Origin of the sequence: Methyloprofundus sedimenti, from assembly GCF_002072955.1 — a bacterium.
Classification (GTDB): Bacteria; Pseudomonadota; Gammaproteobacteria; order Methylococcales; family Methylomonadaceae; genus Methyloprofundus; species Methyloprofundus sedimenti.
In genome coordinates, this window is the sequence record NZ_LPUF01000001.1 from 1,908,929 (window position 1) to 1,927,717 (window position 18,789).

Annotated in this window: 19 protein-coding genes and 1 pseudogene; 15 read left to right on the forward strand and 5 right to left on the reverse strand. The window is 39.8% G+C overall.

Annotation, left to right across the window (positions count from 1 at the left end):
- The first annotated feature begins 274 nt into the window (after window positions 1–274).
- The 6 genes from AU255_RS08455 to AU255_RS08480 all read left to right on the forward strand — a co-directional run bounded on the left by AU255_RS08455 (window position 275) and on the right by AU255_RS08480 (window position 3,735).
- Complete coding sequence (locus tag AU255_RS08455) at window positions 275–628, forward strand: 6-pyruvoyl trahydropterin synthase family protein (protein ID WP_080522467.1); 354 nt, start codon at window positions 275–277, stop codon at window positions 626–628.
- Between the two features lie 25 nt (window positions 629–653).
- The gene (locus tag AU255_RS08460) at window positions 654–1,748 is read left to right on the forward strand and encodes an AI-2E family transporter (protein ID WP_080522468.1); all 1,095 of its coding nucleotides are present in this window, start codon (window positions 654–656) and stop codon (window positions 1,746–1,748) included.
- Window positions 1,749–1,759: 11 nt separating this feature from the next.
- Complete coding sequence (gene mazG, locus AU255_RS08465; RefSeq protein WP_080523308.1) at window positions 1,760–2,551, forward strand: nucleoside triphosphate pyrophosphohydrolase; 792 nt, start codon at window positions 1,760–1,762, stop codon at window positions 2,549–2,551.
- 100 nt (window positions 2,552–2,651) lie between these two features.
- Window positions 2,652–2,966 carry a pyrimidine/purine nucleoside phosphorylase gene (gene ppnP, locus AU255_RS08470; protein WP_080522469.1) on the forward strand — a complete coding sequence of 105 codons (315 nt, stop codon included), beginning with the start codon at window positions 2,652–2,654 and terminating at the stop codon, window positions 2,964–2,966.
- 4 nt (window positions 2,967–2,970) lie between these two features.
- On the forward strand, window positions 2,971–3,189 hold the full coding sequence (locus AU255_RS08475) for a SlyX family protein (RefSeq protein WP_080522470.1): 219 nt from the start codon (window positions 2,971–2,973) through the stop codon (window positions 3,187–3,189).
- A gap of 81 nt (window positions 3,190–3,270) precedes the next feature.
- Window positions 3,271–3,735, forward strand: a complete 465-nt coding sequence (locus AU255_RS08480) for a YehS family protein (protein WP_080522471.1) — start codon at window positions 3,271–3,273, stop codon at window positions 3,733–3,735.
- A 256-nt stretch (window positions 3,736–3,991) separates the two neighbouring features.
- On the opposite strand, the gene AU255_RS08485 is transcribed toward AU255_RS08480, so the two are convergent.
- Entirely contained in the window at window positions 3,992–4,900 is a 909-nt protein-coding gene (locus AU255_RS08485; RefSeq protein ID WP_080522472.1) for a sulfotransferase domain-containing protein, read from the reverse strand.
- A 340-nt stretch (window positions 4,901–5,240) separates the two neighbouring features.
- On the opposite strand from AU255_RS08485, the gene AU255_RS08490 reads away from it, so the two are divergent.
- From AU255_RS08490 to thpR, 3 genes and pseudogenes are all read left to right on the forward strand, one after another.
- Entirely contained in the window at window positions 5,241–5,783 is a 543-nt protein-coding gene (locus AU255_RS08490) for a YaeQ family protein (RefSeq protein ID WP_080522473.1), read from the forward strand.
- A gap of 184 nt (window positions 5,784–5,967) precedes the next feature.
- Window positions 5,968–6,300: pseudogene (gene arfB / locus AU255_RS08495) on the forward strand (alternative ribosome rescue aminoacyl-tRNA hydrolase ArfB); the annotation flags it as partial.
- Between the two features lie 121 nt (window positions 6,301–6,421).
- Window positions 6,422–6,922, forward strand: coding sequence for an RNA 2',3'-cyclic phosphodiesterase (gene thpR, locus AU255_RS08500; RefSeq protein ID WP_080522474.1), 501 nt, complete (start codon window positions 6,422–6,424; stop codon window positions 6,920–6,922).
- A 6-nt stretch (window positions 6,923–6,928) separates the two neighbouring features.
- On the opposite strand, the gene AU255_RS08505 is transcribed toward thpR, so the two are convergent.
- Both AU255_RS08505 and AU255_RS08510 read right to left on the reverse strand, forming a co-directional pair.
- On the reverse strand, window positions 6,929–7,951 hold the full coding sequence (locus AU255_RS08505; protein WP_080522475.1) for an NAD(P)/FAD-dependent oxidoreductase: 1,023 nt from the start codon (window positions 7,949–7,951) through the stop codon (window positions 6,929–6,931).
- An 18-nt stretch (window positions 7,952–7,969) separates the two neighbouring features.
- Window positions 7,970–8,140, reverse strand: coding sequence for a rubredoxin (locus tag AU255_RS08510; protein ID WP_080522476.1), 171 nt, complete (start codon window positions 8,138–8,140; stop codon window positions 7,970–7,972).
- A 271-nt stretch (window positions 8,141–8,411) separates the two neighbouring features.
- Between AU255_RS08510 and AU255_RS08515 the strand changes: the two genes are divergently transcribed.
- A complete protein-coding gene (locus tag AU255_RS08515) occupies window positions 8,412–9,422 on the forward strand; it encodes a zinc-binding alcohol dehydrogenase family protein (RefSeq protein WP_080522477.1) in 1,011 nt (336 codons plus the stop codon).
- A gap of 247 nt (window positions 9,423–9,669) precedes the next feature.
- Window positions 9,670–10,044, forward strand: coding sequence for a group I truncated hemoglobin (locus AU255_RS08520; RefSeq protein WP_080522478.1), 375 nt, complete (start codon window positions 9,670–9,672; stop codon window positions 10,042–10,044).
- 434 nt (window positions 10,045–10,478) lie between these two features.
- Here the strand turns inward: AU255_RS08520 and AU255_RS08525 are convergent, their stop codons facing one another.
- Together AU255_RS08525 and AU255_RS08535 are read right to left on the reverse strand one after the other, a co-directional pair.
- A complete protein-coding gene (locus AU255_RS08525) occupies window positions 10,479–11,720 on the reverse strand; it encodes a YihY/virulence factor BrkB family protein (protein ID WP_080522479.1) in 1,242 nt (413 codons plus the stop codon).
- A 601-nt stretch (window positions 11,721–12,321) separates the two neighbouring features.
- Complete coding sequence (locus tag AU255_RS08535; protein WP_080522481.1) at window positions 12,322–12,546, reverse strand: YgaP family membrane protein; 225 nt, start codon at window positions 12,544–12,546, stop codon at window positions 12,322–12,324.
- Window positions 12,547–12,887: 341 nt separating this feature from the next.
- Between AU255_RS08535 and uvrD the strand changes: the two genes are divergently transcribed.
- The 4 genes from uvrD (at window position 12,888) to AU255_RS08555 (ending at window position 18,782) form a co-directional block, all read left to right on the forward strand.
- Window positions 12,888–15,053, forward strand: a complete 2,166-nt coding sequence (gene uvrD, locus AU255_RS08540; RefSeq protein ID WP_080522482.1) for a DNA helicase II — start codon at window positions 12,888–12,890, stop codon at window positions 15,051–15,053.
- Window positions 15,054–15,359: 306 nt separating this feature from the next.
- Window positions 15,360–16,712 carry a Na(+)-translocating NADH-quinone reductase subunit A gene (locus AU255_RS08545; RefSeq protein WP_080523309.1) on the forward strand — a complete coding sequence of 451 codons (1,353 nt, stop codon included), beginning with the start codon at window positions 15,360–15,362 and terminating at the stop codon, window positions 16,710–16,712.
- Window positions 16,712–17,914: an NADH:ubiquinone reductase (Na(+)-transporting) subunit B gene (locus AU255_RS08550; RefSeq protein ID WP_080522483.1), complete on the forward strand. Its 1,203-nt coding sequence runs from the start codon at window positions 16,712–16,714 to the stop codon at window positions 17,912–17,914. Before AU255_RS08545 ends, AU255_RS08550 begins: the two co-directional genes overlap by 1 nt.
- The gene (locus tag AU255_RS08555; RefSeq protein ID WP_080522484.1) at window positions 17,907–18,782 is read left to right on the forward strand and encodes a Na(+)-translocating NADH-quinone reductase subunit C; all 876 of its coding nucleotides are present in this window, start codon (window positions 17,907–17,909) and stop codon (window positions 18,780–18,782) included. Before AU255_RS08550 ends, AU255_RS08555 begins: the two co-directional genes overlap by 8 nt.
- Window positions 18,783–18,789: the final 7 nt, after the last annotated feature.

Here is an 18,789-nt window from a genome sequence, read left to right on the forward strand (position 1 = left end):
ATCATAGATTAAAGACCTGACCCTTTGTTTTCTTGAATGACTAGTTTTTTGAGCATGTCTGACGGTTGTCGGAAATCAGCATGAATTTTAAAAGGAGATAAAGGCAGCTTAATTCGGGTAGGGATTCTGTACTTTTGCTATTCCTCTGCGGAACATTATTTTGTTATGAGAAATAAGGCTATAAATCATGCTAAAATATCGAAAAATTTGAATCCGGTTCAATTTTGTGAATCGGATTTTTTGTATTTAGCTTTAGGTAAGGTAGCAGAGCCGCGTGTATACAATTTCCAAACAATTTAATTTTAGTGCAAGTCATATTATTGAAGGTCTACCTGAGCAGCACCCTTGTAGTCGCTTGCACGGACATAATTATGTTGTAGAACTGGTTTTAGCCGCAGAAGAACTTAATGCAACGGGTTTTGTGGTTGATTACAATGATCTTGCTGTGTTTAAAACTATGATTGATGAGACACTGGATCATCGTCATCTGAATGATGTATTGACAGGCCCAACGACTGCCGAAAGTATTGCTAAATATCTTTATGACCATGCCAAACACATATGGCATGAAGTCATTTCAGTCAGTGTGAGCGAAACACCGAAAACAAATGCCACGTATCGACCTTGACATCTAATTATAATAATAAGTCACCATGCAGCGTAATGATAATTCCAATCTACAGTTTTTAAAAGACAGCATAAAGCGAATTTTCCCTAACTCTCAGGCTATCGCTTTAGCTATTATTTTAATTGCTGGCTTCTTGTTAATTACGTCCTTGTCAGATGTATTAATGCCGGTTTTTATTGCTATTGTTTTAGCTTATCTATTAGAGGGCGTGGTAAAAATACTGGAGCATAAACTAAAGCGTTTGCCTGCAGTATTGATTGTATTTGCCGGGTTTATGGGCGCTTTTTGTTATTTTCTATTTGGGCTAATGCCGAAGTTATATCAGCAGCTTAAACAATTGCTACAGCATACGCCGGAGATAATAAAGAGCTCACAGGCAGAAATTTTAAAACTTCCAGAAGCTTACCCGCAATTTATCTCAGCCGATAAACTCAGTGAGCTTATGTTTGCCATACAGCAGGAAGCATTGAATTATGGTCAGAATTTATTAAGTCTTTCAGCTTCATCTGTCGTGGGCATTATCAGTGCCTTGGTTTATCTTATTCTGGTTCCCGTGTTAATCTTTTTTTGTTTGAAAGATAAAGCGGTTTTATTAAACTGGTTTGCTAAATTTATGCCCAGAGACAGATTGTTATCACTTAATGTCTGGGCAGAAGTCGACATGCAGTTAGGTAATTATATACGCGGCAAATTTGTTGAAGTGATTATTCTAGGCTTTGCCAGTTATTTGACATTTTCTGCTTTAGGTTTGAATTATGCAGTATTGCTTTCTGTCTTTATGGGGCTGTCAGTTATTATTCCCTATGTGGGGGCAACTCTGGTAACGTTTCCAGTGCTAGGTGTGGCCTTTTTTCAATGGGGTTTTGGTGGTGATGAGTTTACGTATATTGTCATCGCTTATTCGGTCATTCAGGCAATTGATGGTGTTGTCTTAGTACCGTTACTTTTTTCTGAGGCTGTCAATTTACATCCTGTGGCAATTATCGTTGCCATCTTGTTTTTTGGTGGTTTATGGGGCTTTTGGGGAGTGTTTTTTGCCATTCCTTTGGCCACTTTGGTTAAAGCAGTGACATCAGCCTGGCCGCGTCTGGATGATAAAATGCTTACTTTTGATATGTAATGCCTGCCGTCATGAAAAATACTCTACGATTATTGCAGGTAATGCAGAAATTAAGAGATCCAGAGTCCGGTTGTTCATGGGACAGGAGGCAGGATTTTAGCAGTCTTATTCCTTATACTCTGGAAGAGGCTTATGAAGTTGTCGATGCGATTGAGCGCGATGATATGCAAGACCTAAAATCTGAATTGGGCGATTTGCTGTTTCAAGTGGTCTTTCATGCGCAACTCGCAGAAGAGCAGGGTTTATTTGATTTTGAGCAAGTCGCAGAGGGTGTTGCAGATAAATTAATTCGCAGGCATCCACATGTTTTTTCTGATGTTGTTTATGCCAGTGAAACAGAGCAACACCAAGCCTGGGAATTATTGAAAGCATCTGAAAGAGCAGAAAAAGAAGCCGAAAATCATACCATTCTATCCGGTGTTGCAAAAAATCTACCTGCATTGGTACAGTGTAAGAAAATCCAGGATAGAGCTGCCAATCATGGCTTTGACTGGAATGAAGTAGAACCTGTTTTTGACAAAGTATTAGAAGAATTAGAGGAAGTCAAAGAAGCCTGGAATTCTGGAGATCAACAACATATAGAAGAAGAGATTGGTGATTTGCTGTTAATCGCTGTCAATCTTGCCCGGCATATGCAGGTCGAACCTGAACAGGCCTTAAAAAAGAGTACCCAAAAATTTATCAGACGTTTTGAATACATAGAAAACAAAGTTCTTCGATCCGGGCGTGAAGTTAAGCAATGTGAATTAAATGAATTAGATCGCTTATGGAATGAAGCTAAAATATCATTGAAGAAATTATAATTTAAAAATTAGGCTGTAGAGTTGGCTTCAGTCTGCTCTATCCAGATTTATATTAATACCGGGTTTTCCTGGAGAGAAAGTTAAGAGAGAATGACACAAAATGACAACATTTGATAATGTAACAGTCGTTAAAAAAGCGAATATATATTTTGATGGACAAGTAAGCAGTCGTACTATTCAGTTTGCTGATGGCACAGAAAAAACACTCGGGTTTATGCTGCCTGGCGAATACACTTTTGGTACTTGCGCAAAAGAAATCATGGAAATCATGGCAGGTGAACTTGACGTTTTATTACCTGGCAGTGAACAGTGGCAAAGTATCAAAGCAGGTGAATCATTTGCAGTGCCAGCTGATTCAAAATTTGATATCAAAATCAAAACTCCCACAGATTATTGTTGTTCTTATATAAAGTAATGCCATGACTGAGCAGCGCATAATTTCTATAGAAACAAAAATTGCTTATCAGGAAGATACTATCACGCAGCTTAATGAAGTGGTGTGCAAGCAACAAACTCAAATTGATACGCTGGAGCGCCTTACGCAATATTTAATCGGTCGAGTGCGAGATATGTCGGAGGCTTCAGGGCAATCTGCCGGAGCATTTTCGGCTGCTGATGAACGACCACCGCATTATTAAACCGTAATAAAAGATATTATCTATATAGAGTGCTATTAGCAATTCATCACTCGTTTTTCTGGAACCTTAAATAAATTAACTATGACTAATAACGATGTTTTGCGTCGCATCCGCTATACTTTTGACTTTGATGATACAAAAATGATGGCTATATTTGCCTTGGCAGATCATCAGGTTTCGCGAGAACAAATTAGCGACTGGCTTAAAAAAGATGATGATCCGGCTTATCAGGAATGTGATGATACTAATATGGCTATTTTTCTAAATGGATTAATTATTGATAGACGTGGAAAAAAAGAGGGCCCGCAAGTTGAGCCGGAAAAATCTTTAACTAACAATATCATTTTTAGAAAATTAAAAATCGCCTTAGATCTAAAAGATGAAGATATCATGGCGATAATGGGACTGGTTGATTTTCGTTTAAGTAAGCATGAATTAAGCGCTTTTTTCCGTAAGCCAGCACACAAAAATTATCGTGAATGTAAAAATCAGATATTACGCAATTTTCTAAACGGGATGCAGTTAAAATATAGAAAAGAGACCTGAAACAGGGAGGGCTAATTTCAGGTATACATATACATATACTTAGCGAGGCCACATCCGTGGCCGCGCGAAGTATAGTTGTTCAAACGATTTAAAAAAATCATATAGAAATTTTAACAGAGCACGAGAGTTACGCGATAAAAAACTCAGTATCTACTGTGGTAAAAATGTAAATATTCTTATGCTTACTTGATTTGTTTTTGTCCAATGTACGACAGTGAACACCAGCGATTATTAGACATCCTTTAGGGTTTCGCTGCTAAACCATTTTGCCTGAGGCAAGCCATCTGGCGCACTCGTTGCCCAGTTCTTTTGCGGCATATTGTTCGTACTTTAACGATTCTTCCTTTTGCAGAATATCACGCCAGCGACCATTGGTACCTTTATGAATAAATGTCTGGGCTCCACCGTCCCAAAAAGCACCGCCCAGAGGTACGCTTTTAGTGGCATTTTGTTTCATATAATCGAAACTGCAGTGCAATAGTATTGATTCCCATTTTTCCTCATCCACAGGTATTTCAAGAAATTCAGCTATGCGACGAATCTCCCCGGGCATATCCATTTTAAGATTAGCGTAGTGCACGAAACAGACATTCGGAAGATTTCTGATAGCCCACCATGAACGCACGTTTTCCCAGAAAGGCCACCAGGGATAGCCATTGTTATCCAGCCAGTCATGATAATACTGCGTTATAGACGTGTGCGGTTTTTCAATTGCAGGGCCAATTCTTCCGGGAGTATCGTTTAGAGCCTGATACCAGGCATCGTTGGCAGTTGCATGATGGTTATACAGACTCCAAAGAATATCGCGACCGTCTCTACCAATGTAAATGTATTTTGCCTTTGTTGAAAAAACCAGTGCATCCACAGGTAAGTGCGTTTTGACAAATCGACGTTGCGTCTGTGCTTCAATAACAGACAGTTTTACTTCTTTCGGCGGTACCCGGAGGTCAATCCAGGGTGACATTTCTGCTACTTCTAGGTTATCGGCTCCATTGAACAGCAATTGAGCAATGATTTGCTGCATCCATGTCGTTCCTGATTTGGCGTAAGTTGCGATAATAATATCGTTGTCTCGAAACTTAAAATCATTCCATATTGTGGAGTCAAAATGGTGGTTTTGAAACTCCCGGGTTTTTCTGGGAGTAGGGGGTTTGGACTTAGTCATAAAAATACCTGCTTTGCCGCGTCGAATGCCTAAAATTATAATATTACTATTAACCGGCTTTAATATACAAATGTATATCTTATACGGATTGTCTCGTTAAAACAGTGACTACATTATTTCGATAAGTTGGCTATCATTTTAACACGGGACAAATTGAAAACTGTAGGGCGTGGCTTTAGCCCGCCTTTAGAACAGGTGATTGGCATTGGCGGGCTAAAGCCACGCCCTACCAATATATAATGTCCCGTCTTAAGTTCATAGCCGGTAAGTTGAGAAGAAATCCTTATTTGTCACTCTAAATGTTCTACAATGAATCTTACAACTCAAATGACATCTGCTTATGGCTATTAGCTCAACAATCAATAAAGTGACTCTTAATATTGCCAATATGGACCGGAATTATTATCAGCATCATGAATTAACTGTAGCGCAACATCCTTCTGAAACTGACTTTCGTTTTATGATACGTTTAATAGCGTTTATGGTGAATGCCAGTGAAAGGCTTAGCTTTACAAAAGGACTGAACAGTGACGATGAGCCTGATCTGTGGCAAAAAACACTTACCGGTGACATTGAGTTATGGATTGATTTGGGGCAGCCTGATGAAAAGAGAATTCGTAAAGCCTGCGGACGTGCTCAGCAAGTGATTATTTATACCTACCATGAACGCAAGGCAAAAGTCTGGTGGGAACAGCAACAAGAAAAGTTACAGCGATTTAACAATCTTAAAGTCTTGCATATCAATGCTGAAGATGTGGACATGTTGATAAAGCGTAGTATGCAATTGCAATGTAATATTCAGGACGGTGAGCTCTATCTGAATGATGATGACTCAAATTTTATCATTAGCATGGATACGCTTTATTCGTCGAATACCGATTGAGTAAATACTTCGCGCGACCACATATGCGCTTCGCTAACGCCCAATTATAGCCGATAGCTGCGTTGCTGATAATTTATGAAGATTGATAAACAGGAATGAGGTCGTGATAGAAATTTCTCAGAATATCTCCATTGCAGAAAATGAGCTAGAGTTTACGGCTATCCGTGCTTAAGGATCAGGAGGGCAAAATGTTAATAAAGTATCGTCGGCGATTCATCTACGCTTTGATATCAAGGCCTCTTCATTATCCGAGTTTTACAAGCAACGGCTATTAGCATTGCGGGACAAGCGCATTACTAAAACGGGTGTGATTATCATCAAGGCACAGAAATATCGTACTCAGGAAAAAAACCGCGAGGATGCTATTGAGCGACTGGCGGAGATAATTAAACAAGTCACAGTTATGCAGAAAGTCAGACGAGCAACGAAACCAGGTCGTGCTGCAAAGCAAAGGCGGCTGGATAGTAAAGCTCTGCGCAGTAGAACAAAGGCATTGCGCAGTAATGTTGTTGAGTAATACTGCACATAGAGTCAGTATAATTAGCGTTAATGGTTATTTATAACAAGCAACAGGACTCTTATTTGTTATACAAAGCTAAAAAATCGCTTATGTCGGGTTGCAGATCAGTGAGGACAATTTGAAAAGATTATTTTTTGCTTTATGGCCTGATGAACAGACTAGAAAACAGCTTGAAACCTTTAATCAATCTGTTAAATCGCAGGGCTTAAAGAAGGTAAAAGCCGCTAATTTACATGTCACTTTACTTTTTCTGGGGAACACAGATGCTGCAACTGAATTGATGCTTAAGCAAATGGCAGAAAGTATTTGTGTTGAGCCATTTGTATTAACGTTTGAGCGACTGGAATTTTGGCGTAAACCCAGGATTTTATGTTTAACAACGCAACAATATGATCCGCAGTTGGGCATATTAGTTGATGCTATAAAGAGCATGGCTGAGCAGTGTGGTATTCAGACGGAAGAAAGGCGTTATCAGCCGCATATCACTCTGGCGCGAAAAGCGCATGGACTAATTGATATGCAAATACGGCCTATACAATGGCGTTCAGATTCATTTTGTTTGATTGAATCCTGTAGTACAGCTGATGGTGTCCATTATCAGGTGTTGCAACGCTGGTAGTGTCTTTTAGAAAATATAAGGATGTTCTGCAGTAAACCCATGTACCTTGGCCTTGGGATTAAAAACCGGTGGTGACCAGGGTTCAGTTATATCCCCGTTTAAATAGGTAGCTAACCATAATGCCTGACTTCGAATCGGCATAATAAACGCATATATTTTTTCATTGGGTAATTGGGCAACATCGCCAAGCGCATAGATATTTTCATCATTAGTTTGCAGGAAATTATTTACTTGAATGCCTCGACTGGTTTCTAAACCAGCATCCTGCGCTAGCTCGGTTCTTGGTTTAAAACCACAGGAAACAATGACTGCATCATAAGCCTTGTTTTCAGTGGTATCTTTAATTAATACGCTTACTTTGTCTCCTTGATGCTCAAAGCCCTGTACTGCTTGATCTAATAGTATATTTACACCGCATGATTGAAAATGTTTTAATAAATTCCCTGAGTCTTCAGCGACGAGTTGGCGTTCCATTAATCTATCCATAGCATGAAATATGGTAACTTGATCCCCCGCAGCATTTAAATCAGATGCGAGCTCACAACCAATTAAACCACCCCCGATAATAGCCCAGCCGGGTGACTTGTTGTGTTCTCTAAGCGATTGGCGAAATTTACGTAATAATTTTAAATCAGCAAGGCTATTAAATACGTAAAACTGTTTACGATAAGCCAGGAAAGGAGGTGGGATAAAGGCAGCAGAGCCCTGTGCCAGAATCAATTTATCATATTCCAGCGTATCTAGATCATCCGTGCCGCTAATGCTAAGCATTCGGTGTTTGCAATCAATTGCAGTGACCTCGATACCACTGATAATATGAATGCCATTTTGCTCCAGTTGAGCAAATGTTTTCATAATAATGCTTTGTTCAATGTCCTTTTTGCTAAATCCATGCGAAAGAATCGGGCGTGAATAGTAACCATCAGTATCCTTAGTCAAAACTATAATTTCAGCATCCGGGTTCAAAGTATGCATTTTTTCGGCAAAAGTGATTCCGGCAATGCCTGAGCCAATGATTACTATACGCATGATCGCTCCTTTAAGGGTTTATGGCATTAATACAAATTTACTTTTTTCGGCTCCGCATTCGGGGCAAACCCAGTATTCAGGGATATCTTTCCACAAAGTACCCGGTTCAATACCGCTGTCAGGATCTCCTTGCGCTTCATCATAAATGTGGTCACAAACAGAGCATTGATATTTTTTGAAATCAGACATAGTTTTTTCCTGAAATGAAAATAATTTAATAACTTTATAAACCAAGCAGTTTTGACTTTAACAGCATTTCACTTATAGCTCAAATGAAAAAAATTGAGCAGTGCAAAGCGGCTCATTACCTTACTTTTTAATACATAATTAAACAATACTATATGCATTTATTTAAAGAAAATGCCAGTGAGTAGTGTCATAGTTTTAAAAACAGGACACTTCTATTTTCTTGATTTTAGGATATAGTGAATATTCATTTATACGGCTTTAAGGGGGAAATATGAAAGCGATAGCGTACAAAATTAATAGCGATAATAAATCAGGGGGGGTTGTCGAAGTTGAGCAACAGACAGCAAAAGCCAAAGGCCACGATTTACTGGTAAAGATAGAGGCTATTGCTGTTAACCCGGTAGATTACAAAGTACGGCTTGGTATTTCGAATTCTAAAGACCAGCCACGAATTTTAGGCTGGGATGCTGCAGGTATCGTCGAATCAGTGGGGGAAAATGTCAGTCTATTTAAACCTGGAGAGCGTGTGTTTTATGCTGGTGATATTACGCGTAGCGGTAGCAATGCCTCCCATCAATTGATAGATGAGCGCATAGTCGGGCGTATGCCAGAGTCACTGGATTTTGCGGCGGCTGCCGCTTTACCTCTAACCAGTATTACAGCCTGGGAAGCCTTGTTTGATCGTCTGAAAATAAATGCACAAACCGATAAGGGTAAACACATCCTGATAATCGGAGGCGCTGGTGGTGTGGGCTCTATTGCGATTCAACTGGCTAAACAAGTTGCCAGGTTAAATGTGATTGCTACCGCTTCCAGGGAAGAAAGTCGTCAGTGGTGTCTCTCGCTCGGAGCCGATAAAGTCATAAACCATCATCAAGATATGCTGGAACAATATAAACACAAGGGGTTTGTTGCACCTGATTATATTCTTTGCCTTAATAATACAGATTCTCATATGCAGTCTATGATGGAATTAATAGCGCCTCAGGGAATGATTTGTAGTGTAGTGGAAACAAGGCAAAGTCATGATCTTGATAAATTAAAAACTAAAAGCGCGGGTTTTGTCTGGGAGTTCATGTTTACCCGTTCTATGTATAAAACGGCTGATATGATTAAACAGCACCAGATGTTGAATGAAATTGCACGCTTAGTTGATACGGGGATGCTTAAAACGACCTTGAAGGAAATCTATGGGCAGTTATCCGTAGAAAACTTAATGGCCGTACATAAAAAACTTGAGAGTGGTTCGAGTATCGGGAAAATAGTATTGCTTAAATTATGATGCAGGAACCCCGTCTGAGTCAGGAATGACTGACAGAATTTGCATGAAATAGAAGTACAAATTAATGACTGTACCAGTATTTATTTAAGTTTTAAAAATCAAGATATCTATGTCCCTTAGCTTTATCAGTGATTTTAAAGATGACTCCAATTGCATAGTCAGGACATACTTGTTACTATTCATTTGCAGTAATTAACCATAATAATAATTTATATAAACTATGACAAATAATAATGAGGAACCATTAATGACTGAAGAAGCGAGTCTATATGATCAAATTGGCGGTGAAGCAGCGGTTGATGCCGCTGTTGAGTTATTTTACCGTAAAGTGTTAGGAGATTATCGCATCAATCGTTTTTTTAATAAAACTAATATGGAAGAGCAGATTGCCAAACAGAAAGCTTTTTTTACCATGGCATTTGGCGGACCTAATAATTACACGGGTGCCGACATGCGTACGGTACATGCGCATTTAGTTAAAATGGGTCTGGATAATTCGCATTTTGATGCCGTAATGGAGCACTTGGGTGCTAGTATGACAGAGCTGGGTGTACCTGATAATCTGATTGCACAGGCAGCTGCAATAGCAGAAAGCACACGCAAGGATGTGTTAGGTAAATAATGTACTTTATGCCTTCCTAAAGCAAATTAGGAAGGCATCGTTTTGTGTATAAGAATACTCATCGTTAAAGTTTTTATCTGCATCAAACTGTCTTGTAAAATACACATTTTTAATGCTTGATTTACCAATATTCTAAAAACTGATTTGCCATTAAATTTACGGCGGAATCATTGAATACAGCTAATGGCTGTCATATCCTCAATAAGGCAATAGCTCTGGAATTTTCTGTGGTCCATTACCTGAATCACAATCCGGCAAAGTGTTGATGCATCAATTAGTAGACTGGCTGTTTAAATGTGCCCCTCGTCCTATTCGTTTGTTTTTAAAAGGCATCTGATTAATTATTTTTTTCTGAAATATTATTTTAGGTCTACAGGCTATTTTGGCCATGATAAATCCAGTCAGGTTCTACATGTTATTTTAAGAGGAAGTGTTTAATACGATACTTGATTAAACAAAGCGGTATAGGATTCCCCATTATTTTTTAAGGCTTCTGAAATGGCATCATCGCTGAGTAAATTTATAGCACATGCTGGTTGATAGCTGTCTGTTGGCTTATCAGAAGTGTCTAATTTTGATAACAGATGACATTCGATCAGCTCATCAATGATAGGCTGAATTAGAGAAATGGGTAGTTGTAATTGAATGCTCAGATCTTCAACAGAATAAGGTGTTGCGTTCACTTGTTTGAAACGGTCCATAATCAAATGCATAATTTGCTGAGCTAGCGTCACTCTGGAAACGAAACTCAGGTTTTTTATATGCTGATTAAATTGATAAAAGGCTAAATTTTGATGAAAAAAGGATAATTCTGATCCAGTCAGCACAATTATCCAGGTAATCTGTAGCCATACCAGAAATAAGGGTAGGGCGGCAAAGCTACCGTAAATGGCATTATAACTGGTTACCCCTATTTGTAATGAGACATATAAAGATTGCACTATATAGTAGATAGTGCCTGAAATAATACCGGCAAATAACCCTGAGCGGTAACTCACCGTGGTATTAGGCATAAAAATAAACACGAAGCTAAATAAGCCCCATAAAATGAGTATCGGTAAATAGCTGAGTAGTTTTAGTGCGATGATTGTGCCTGGCAGAGCTATGGCATTAATAAGTGAAGCTAACTGGGTTTGTACGTAGATACTGATACTGCTTGCCGCAATTATTAATAAAGGAGCTAATAACATCACTGAGAGGTAATCATTCAGCTTTCGCCCCGGTGCTCTTGGTTTTCCTACTTTCCAGATATAATTAAAAGACTCCTCGATATTGCTAATGACTTTTAGCACTGTCCAAAAAAGAATGGCTACTCCAAACCCGGCGACTACACCTCCTTTAGTTGAGTCTAGGAGGTTTCTTGCCATGTCAAATAATTGCCCGATAAGCTCGTTTTGTTCAGGTACTTGCTCTAACAGGCGTTGTTGTAATAATTGTTCAAAGCCAAAACCTTTGGCTATGCCAAAAAGCATAGCGATAACGGGAACGACCGACAAGAGTGAATATAGCGTTAATGCCGAAGCCCTTAAAGATCCATTATCTTTAATAAAAGCGTGTGCAGAGAGAGTGACTATTTTTAACAAACGTACAAGATACGCTTTGAATTGTGGTTCTTCTGTTTCGGTCTTTTGTTGCCACAGACCTTCACGAAAATAATCCATTATTTGCTGTTGCATAGTAAGTCGCCTTGAGAGAAGAATAGCCCAGAAAAATGTTATATATAACCAGCTAATAAAAGAAATACCTGATTACGTACAACTTACAGCCATATTAAAAGATTTTAAATATCAGTATGTTAATAGTCGCGTCATTCCCGAAGTCTTTACCGGGAATTTTTGCTTACCCCATGAGATTCCCGCTAAAAGCATGCAGGAATGACGAATATAGCTGAGAGTTATGGGTAATCAGGAAGAAATATGTTAATAAATTAATAATTATTTTAGTTTAATTTGCTGATAATGCGACCAAATATGCTTATATAATTGAATGATTCATGCGATCTTTCAAATGCATGGAAATGTAGATAAAATAAATTTTGCTCTTAGGCGCGCATGCAGCCAGCCTGCTCAACACAGACGGGCTGTGTGTTACCAAAAAAGATACGCATGCCAAAATTTGATTCTGGTGGAAATTTGGGCGAGGGAGTTTAAAAACGATTTAGACTTGCCTGGACGAATTGAAATAGATGCGAATGATTCTACAAAATTAGTCGATAAAGCTATTTTTTGTGATTAAGTTGGGCGCGTCACTTGCGTTACTTTGCCCAACTTGTATTAATTATTCTGATTCTGATTCCACAGTTGATTTTTCAAGACCTGAATAAACAGGGCAAAATCCAGTATAGCCAGTAGCGACTAGAATCAGACCGATGAGTAGTAAAGGCACAGAGGCTAGGAAGATCGAGATAAACAACAATGCAGAGCCTGCATAGATGCGCATCTGTTTCTCTTTGGTGCCGACGTTAATTTGAAATTTAATCATGCGTTTAAAATCAAAGTTCATGGTTTTTACCTATTTTATTCTAGTTATTATAGAGAAGACTAAAAAGTCAATGTTTAAGCTGAACAAATATACAGGCCTAATAAAAATGTGCAAGCACAGGATGAAAAAAATCAGTAATACTTATGCATTATAAAAGTGATTTCTCTGTTCAGGTATAATATAACGTTTTTTTATTGACTGATTAAGAGTCATTAATTAGATATCTTTAAGTCAACCGCATTACCTGGCTTTAATCTGTTGGTATCGATGTTTTCAGCATGGCTGTAAAAGATCATACCCTGGGCAGGGCTAATAAGGAAGGTGGTTTAAATGACTATCAAGCAAGTCAAATAGGTTAAATAATGGAAGTAGCGGCAATTATTGATTCTTTAAATGATGCGCAGCGTGAAGCAGTGTCGGCACCGTCCAGGTCAATGCTGGTTTTGGCAGGTGCAGGCAGTGGCAAAACGCGTGTATTAGTGCATCGGATTGCCTGGCTGATTAAAATCGAGCATATCTCGCCACTCAACATCTTGGCCGTTACCTTTACCAATAAAGCTGCAAAAGAAATGCGTGGTCGCGTAGAAGACTTGTTAAATATTTCTGCACGGTCCATGTGGATTGGAACCTTTCATGGCCTGGCACATCGTTTATTACGTCAACATAATAAAGAAGCGAAGTTGCCTGATACTTTTCAGGTTATAGACTCAGATGACCAGTTACGTTTGATCAAGCGCTTGATGAAGGCTATGAATGTCGATGATAATCGCTGGCCACCGAAGCAGGTAGTCTGGTACATCAATGCTCAAAAAGATGAAGGTATTCGTGCTAAACATATTCAAGAGAGTAGTGATGTATACCAGCAGCAATTATTGCTGATTTATCGTGGTTATGAAGACTTATGTGCTCGCTCTGGTCTGGTGGATTTTGCCGAGTTGCTTTTGAAAGCACATGAAACACTACGTGATAATGCCGAATTACTGGAATTTTATCGAGCGCGCTTTAAATATGTGCATGTCGATGAATTTCAGGATACTAATACTGTTCAATATGCCTGGTTGCGTTTATTAACCGAAGGACAGGACAATCTTTTTGTCGTGGGCGACGATGACCAGTCGATTTACGGCTGGCGTGGGGCAAAAATTGAAAATATGTTTAATTTTCAAAAGCATTACCCCAATCATAAACTTATCCGTCTGGAGCAAAATTACCGCTCGACAGGCAATATTCTTAAAGCTTCTAATGCTCTGATTGCCTGTAATGATGGGCGTATGGGAAAAGAACTTAGAACCGATGATGGCGACGGTGATTTAATCTCCTTGTACTCTGCTTTCAATGAACAGGATGAAGCTTACTTTGTTGTAGAGCGTATTCGGAAATGGGTCGCCGAAGGCAATTTACGTTCAGATGTTGCTATTTTATATCGATCTAACGCGCAATCACGTCAGTTTGAAGAAAAGCTAATGGCCACAGGGACGCCTTATCGAGTTTACGGTGGTTTGCGCTTCTTTGACCGCATGGAAATTAAAAATGCCCTGGCCTACCTGTTTCTAATGATGCACAAAGATAATGACTCTGCCTTTGAGCGCATTATTAATACACCTACGCGTGGCGTTGGTACTAAAACACTGGATGATATACGCAGGCTGGCCAGAGAGAAGCAAATCAGCTTGTGGCTGGCAATGCTGGAATTAATGAAAGCGGGGCATTTTACGCCGCGCGCTGAAAATGCCTTAAAAGGCTTTGTACTGCTTATTAATAACTTGAGTAAACAGTCGGGGGAGCTGGAATTATATGAGCAGGTAAAAAATGTTATCGAGAAAAGTGGTTTAATTGAATTTCATAAAAAAGAGAAAGGTGATAAGGGTGAAGCGCGAGTCGAAAACCTGGAAGAATTAGTTAATGCCGCGCGCCAGTTTGATTATGATGAAGACAATGAAGAGAACTTTTCAGAGCTGGATTTATTTCTGGCGCATGCTGCTCTGGAATCTGGTGATGCACAGGCTGATGATTTTGAAGACTGTGTGCAATTAATGACTTTGCACTCGGCAAAGGGGCTTGAGTTTCCTATCGTTTTTATGGTGGGGCTGGAAGAGGGTCTATTTCCTTCGCGGCAATCAGTGGATGATATTGGCCGCCTGGAAGAAGAGCGGCGCCTATGTTATGTCGGTATGACGCGAGCGATGAAAATGCTTTATATTTCTTATGCTGAATCCAGACGCTTATATGGCAAGGAAAATTATCCCCGTCCATCGCGTTTTTTAAAAGAAATTCCCTCAGAATTGCTACAGGAAATTCGTTTACGTGCCAATGTGAGTAAGCCGGTTGCAACTAATAAGCAAACTAAAATGACCATCGGCACCAGTGGGCGCTATCAATTAGGTCAACGCGTAAGGCATGTTAAATTTGGTGAAGGGGTCGTTCTGCAAGTTGAGGGTGAAGGTGCTCAAGAACGAGTACAGATAAATTTTGCTAATGCTGGTATGAAGTGGTTAATGTTGTCTTATGCCAAGTTAGAAATTCTTTAAGTAAAGCAGAGGCATACCTTGCACCTGTTGTCAGTTTTTATTTGGGGTATTATTTTTTTTAACTGTTTATCTATTATCGATTTATTTGCCAGGACTCCTATCTAAAAGCTGAAATAGCAGCATTAATAATCTGTGAAATTATTTTTTTGATTTTTTGTCCTGTTTTGCATGAGAACTCTCATTGAGAATGAGTGTGGTTTATGGAATAATAACGAAGTTTTACGTATTGAAGTGCCTCTTGTTTTCGTCCGCCTAGAGAATTAAGAGGGTGAATCTCAACTTGTCTGGGAAACAGGCTTAATGACTATGCAATTTACTATAAAAGAAAGTTTGGATCTTCCGATTACCGGAGCGGCCAAACAAACCATTGAAGAGGGTAATCAGATTTCATCTGTCGCCATCTTGGGAATGGATTATGTGGGTATGAAGCCCAAAATGCTGGTCGCTGAAGGTGATAAGGTAAAATTAGGTCAGGCTCTATTTGAAGATAAAAAGAATCCTGGCGTTATTTTTACAGCACCTGGTGCGGGTACAGTTAAAGCAATTCATCGTGGTGAAAGACGTGTATTGCAATCCGTTGTAATTGAATTAAAAGGTAAGCAGGAAGAGTCATTTCAGGCATATTCTGCCAAAGAACTCTCTAGTTTGACGACTGAACAAATCACCGAAAATCTGGTTGCCTCAGGCCTTTGGACGATGTTTAGAACGCGTCCTTATGGCAAAGTACCTACGCTGGACAGCACGCCGCGTTCAATTTTCGTTACCGCAATTGATACACGCCCTTTAGCAGCTGATCCTGCGGTTATTATTCATGATCGCAGTGAAGATTTTACTAATGGTTTAGCCGTTGTTGCGCAATTAACACAAGGCAAAACCTATCTATGTAAAGCTAAGGGTGCTGATATCCCGGTAGGTGATAATGCAGCGCTGGAAATTGCTGAGTTTTCTGGAGGTCACCCTGCTGGATTGCCGAGTACACATATTCATTTAATTGACCCGGTCAGCATCAATAAAACAGTATGGCATATAGATTATCAAGCTGTTATGGCGATAGGCGCATTATTTACTAGCGGTAAATTAAATGTGCAACGTGTTGTAGCTTTATCAGGTCCGGCCGTTAAAGAACCACGTTTAGTAAGAACTCGTGTTGGTGCAAATACTGATGATTTGGTACAAGATCAGTTAAATGATGGCGAAAACCGTGTTATTTCGGGCTCGGTTTTATATGGGCATGAAGCAACGGCCTGGGCCGCATTTTTAGGCGCTTATAGCAATCAGGTTTCTGCGTTGCGTGAAGGTCGCGAACGTGAATTGTTTGGCTGGATTGTTGCGGGTAAAAATAAGTATTCAGCATTGAATGTTTACACATCAAGCCGTGATCGTGCTTCAGGGCGTTTATTTCCTTTAACCACAGATAAAAATGGTTCAAATAGAGCAATTGTTCCTGTGGGTATCTTTGAGTCTGTTACCCCTTTAGATATTTTACCTACGCCTTTGTTAAAAGCGATGGTGGTCGGGGATACTGATCAGGCGCAATTATTAGGATGCCTGGAGTTAGATGAAGAGGATATGTCTTTGTACACATTCGTTGATCCAGGCAAGCATGATTTTGCGCCTGTATTACGTGCAAACTTAACTAAAATTGAGAAGGAAGGCTAATGTCTGCTAGAGATTTTTTAGATAGTATTGAGCCGATCTTTATAAAAGGCGGCAAGCTGGAAAGGTATTACGGTCTGTATGAGATGGTTGATACTTTTATCTACACCCCCTCAGATGTAACCCGTGGAACTACGCATGTTCGTGACGGTAATGACCTGAAACGCACTATGACTTTTGTGGTTATTGCAACTTTCTTCTGTATTCTAATGGCAATGTATAACTCTGGTTATCAGGCTAATTTAGCAATAGAAGCGATGGGGTTAACTGAAGCGCAAAGCTGGCGTAGTATTCCAATGGCTATTTTCGGGTATAGCCCGATGAATCCCATTTCAAACTTAGTCCATGGCGCATTATTTTTCTTGCCTATTTATATCGTGACACTCGCTGTCGGCGGTGTATGGGAAGTTTTATTTGCAACAGTGCGTGGACATGAAGTTAATGAAGGGTTTTTAGTCTCTTCTATGCTATACACCTTGATTCTGCCGCCTGATATGCCTTTATGGCAGGTTGCGTTAGGCATTTCTTTCGGTATTGTGATCGGTAAAGAGGTATTTGGTGGTACAGGTAAAAACTTTCTAAATCCGGCATTAACAGGTCGTGCTTTCCTGTTCTTTGCTTATCCTGCTGCTATTTCAGGCGATTCAGTCTGGGTTGGTGTTGATGGATATACCGCAGCAACGCCTCTAGGCCTGGCTGCGCAAGGTGGTCTTGATGCCGTTCATGGAGCCGGTTATGGCTGGTTTCAGACATTTATGGGTTTTATGCCAGGGTCACTCGGTGAAACATCCACTTTAGCTATTTTGATTGGTGCGGCATTCCTGCTTTACACGCGTATTGCATCCTACCGTATTATGGGCGGTGTCTTAGCGGGAATGGTGGCGACTTCATTAATGTTTAATATTATTGGTAGCGATACTAACCCGATGTTTGCCATGCCTTTTTACTGGCATCTTACTTTAGGTGGCTTTGCTTTTGGTATGGTGTATATGGCAACTGATCCAGTGTCTGCGGCTATGACAAATAAGGGTCGCTGGATATTTGGTGCGTTAATTGGTGTCATGGTTATATTAGTGCGAGTCGTAAATCCTGCCTTCCCGGAAGGTATGATGCTGTCGATTTTATTCGCTAATATGTTTGCACCTGTAATTGATTACTTTGTCGTTCAGGCAAATATTAAGAGAAGGATGAAACGTCATGCCTAACGAAAATATTATGTGTAAGTATTTGGGCCCACTTTGCGAAAAGCTTGATAAATGTGAGCACTATCAAAAATTTGCCAGATATAGAGATAAAGTCTTATCTTTAAATAATGATAGCCTGGAAAAAACTATTGCAGTTGCCTTATCGCTGTGTTTTGTTTGTGCGATTTTAGTTTCATTGGCAGCGGTTGCTTTAAAGCCACTGCAAATTGAAAACAAAGCGATGGATATGAAGAAAAATATTCTTGATGTCGCGGGCTTGTTGGAAGAGGGTACAGATATACATACCGCTTTTGCACAGCAAATTGAAGCTAAATTAGTGGATGTGGCTACCGGTGATTATGTCGATGGTGATGTGGAAGCTTACGATCAACGTAAAGCGGCAAAAGATCCTGAGCTAAGCGTTGTTTTAAGTAAAGGCCAGGACATTGCCAGTATCAAAAAACGTGCAAAAATTGCTAAAGTTTATTTAGTGAAACAGGATGATGTGATTAAATCAATCATCTTACCTGTGCATGGTTATGGTTTATGGTCAACTATGTATGGTTTCCTGGCGCTTGATGCGGATGGTCAAACGGTACAAAGCATTAACTTTTATGATCAAGCTGAAACACCGGGTTTAGGGGGTGAAGTAGTTAATCCTAACTGGCGTGCATTATGGGCAGGCAAGAAAGTCTATGATGAATCAGGTCAGGTAGCTCTAGGCCTGGTTAAAGGTGTAGTTGATTCTACTAAGCCAGGTGCTGAATATAAAGTAGATGGTTTGGCGGGTGCGACATTGACAAGTGTCGGCGTTACCAATCTTGTTAAGTACTGGATGAGCCAAGAAGGTTTTGCGGCTTATCTGGATAAAGTAAGAACTAAAGGTTAGGGGGTTA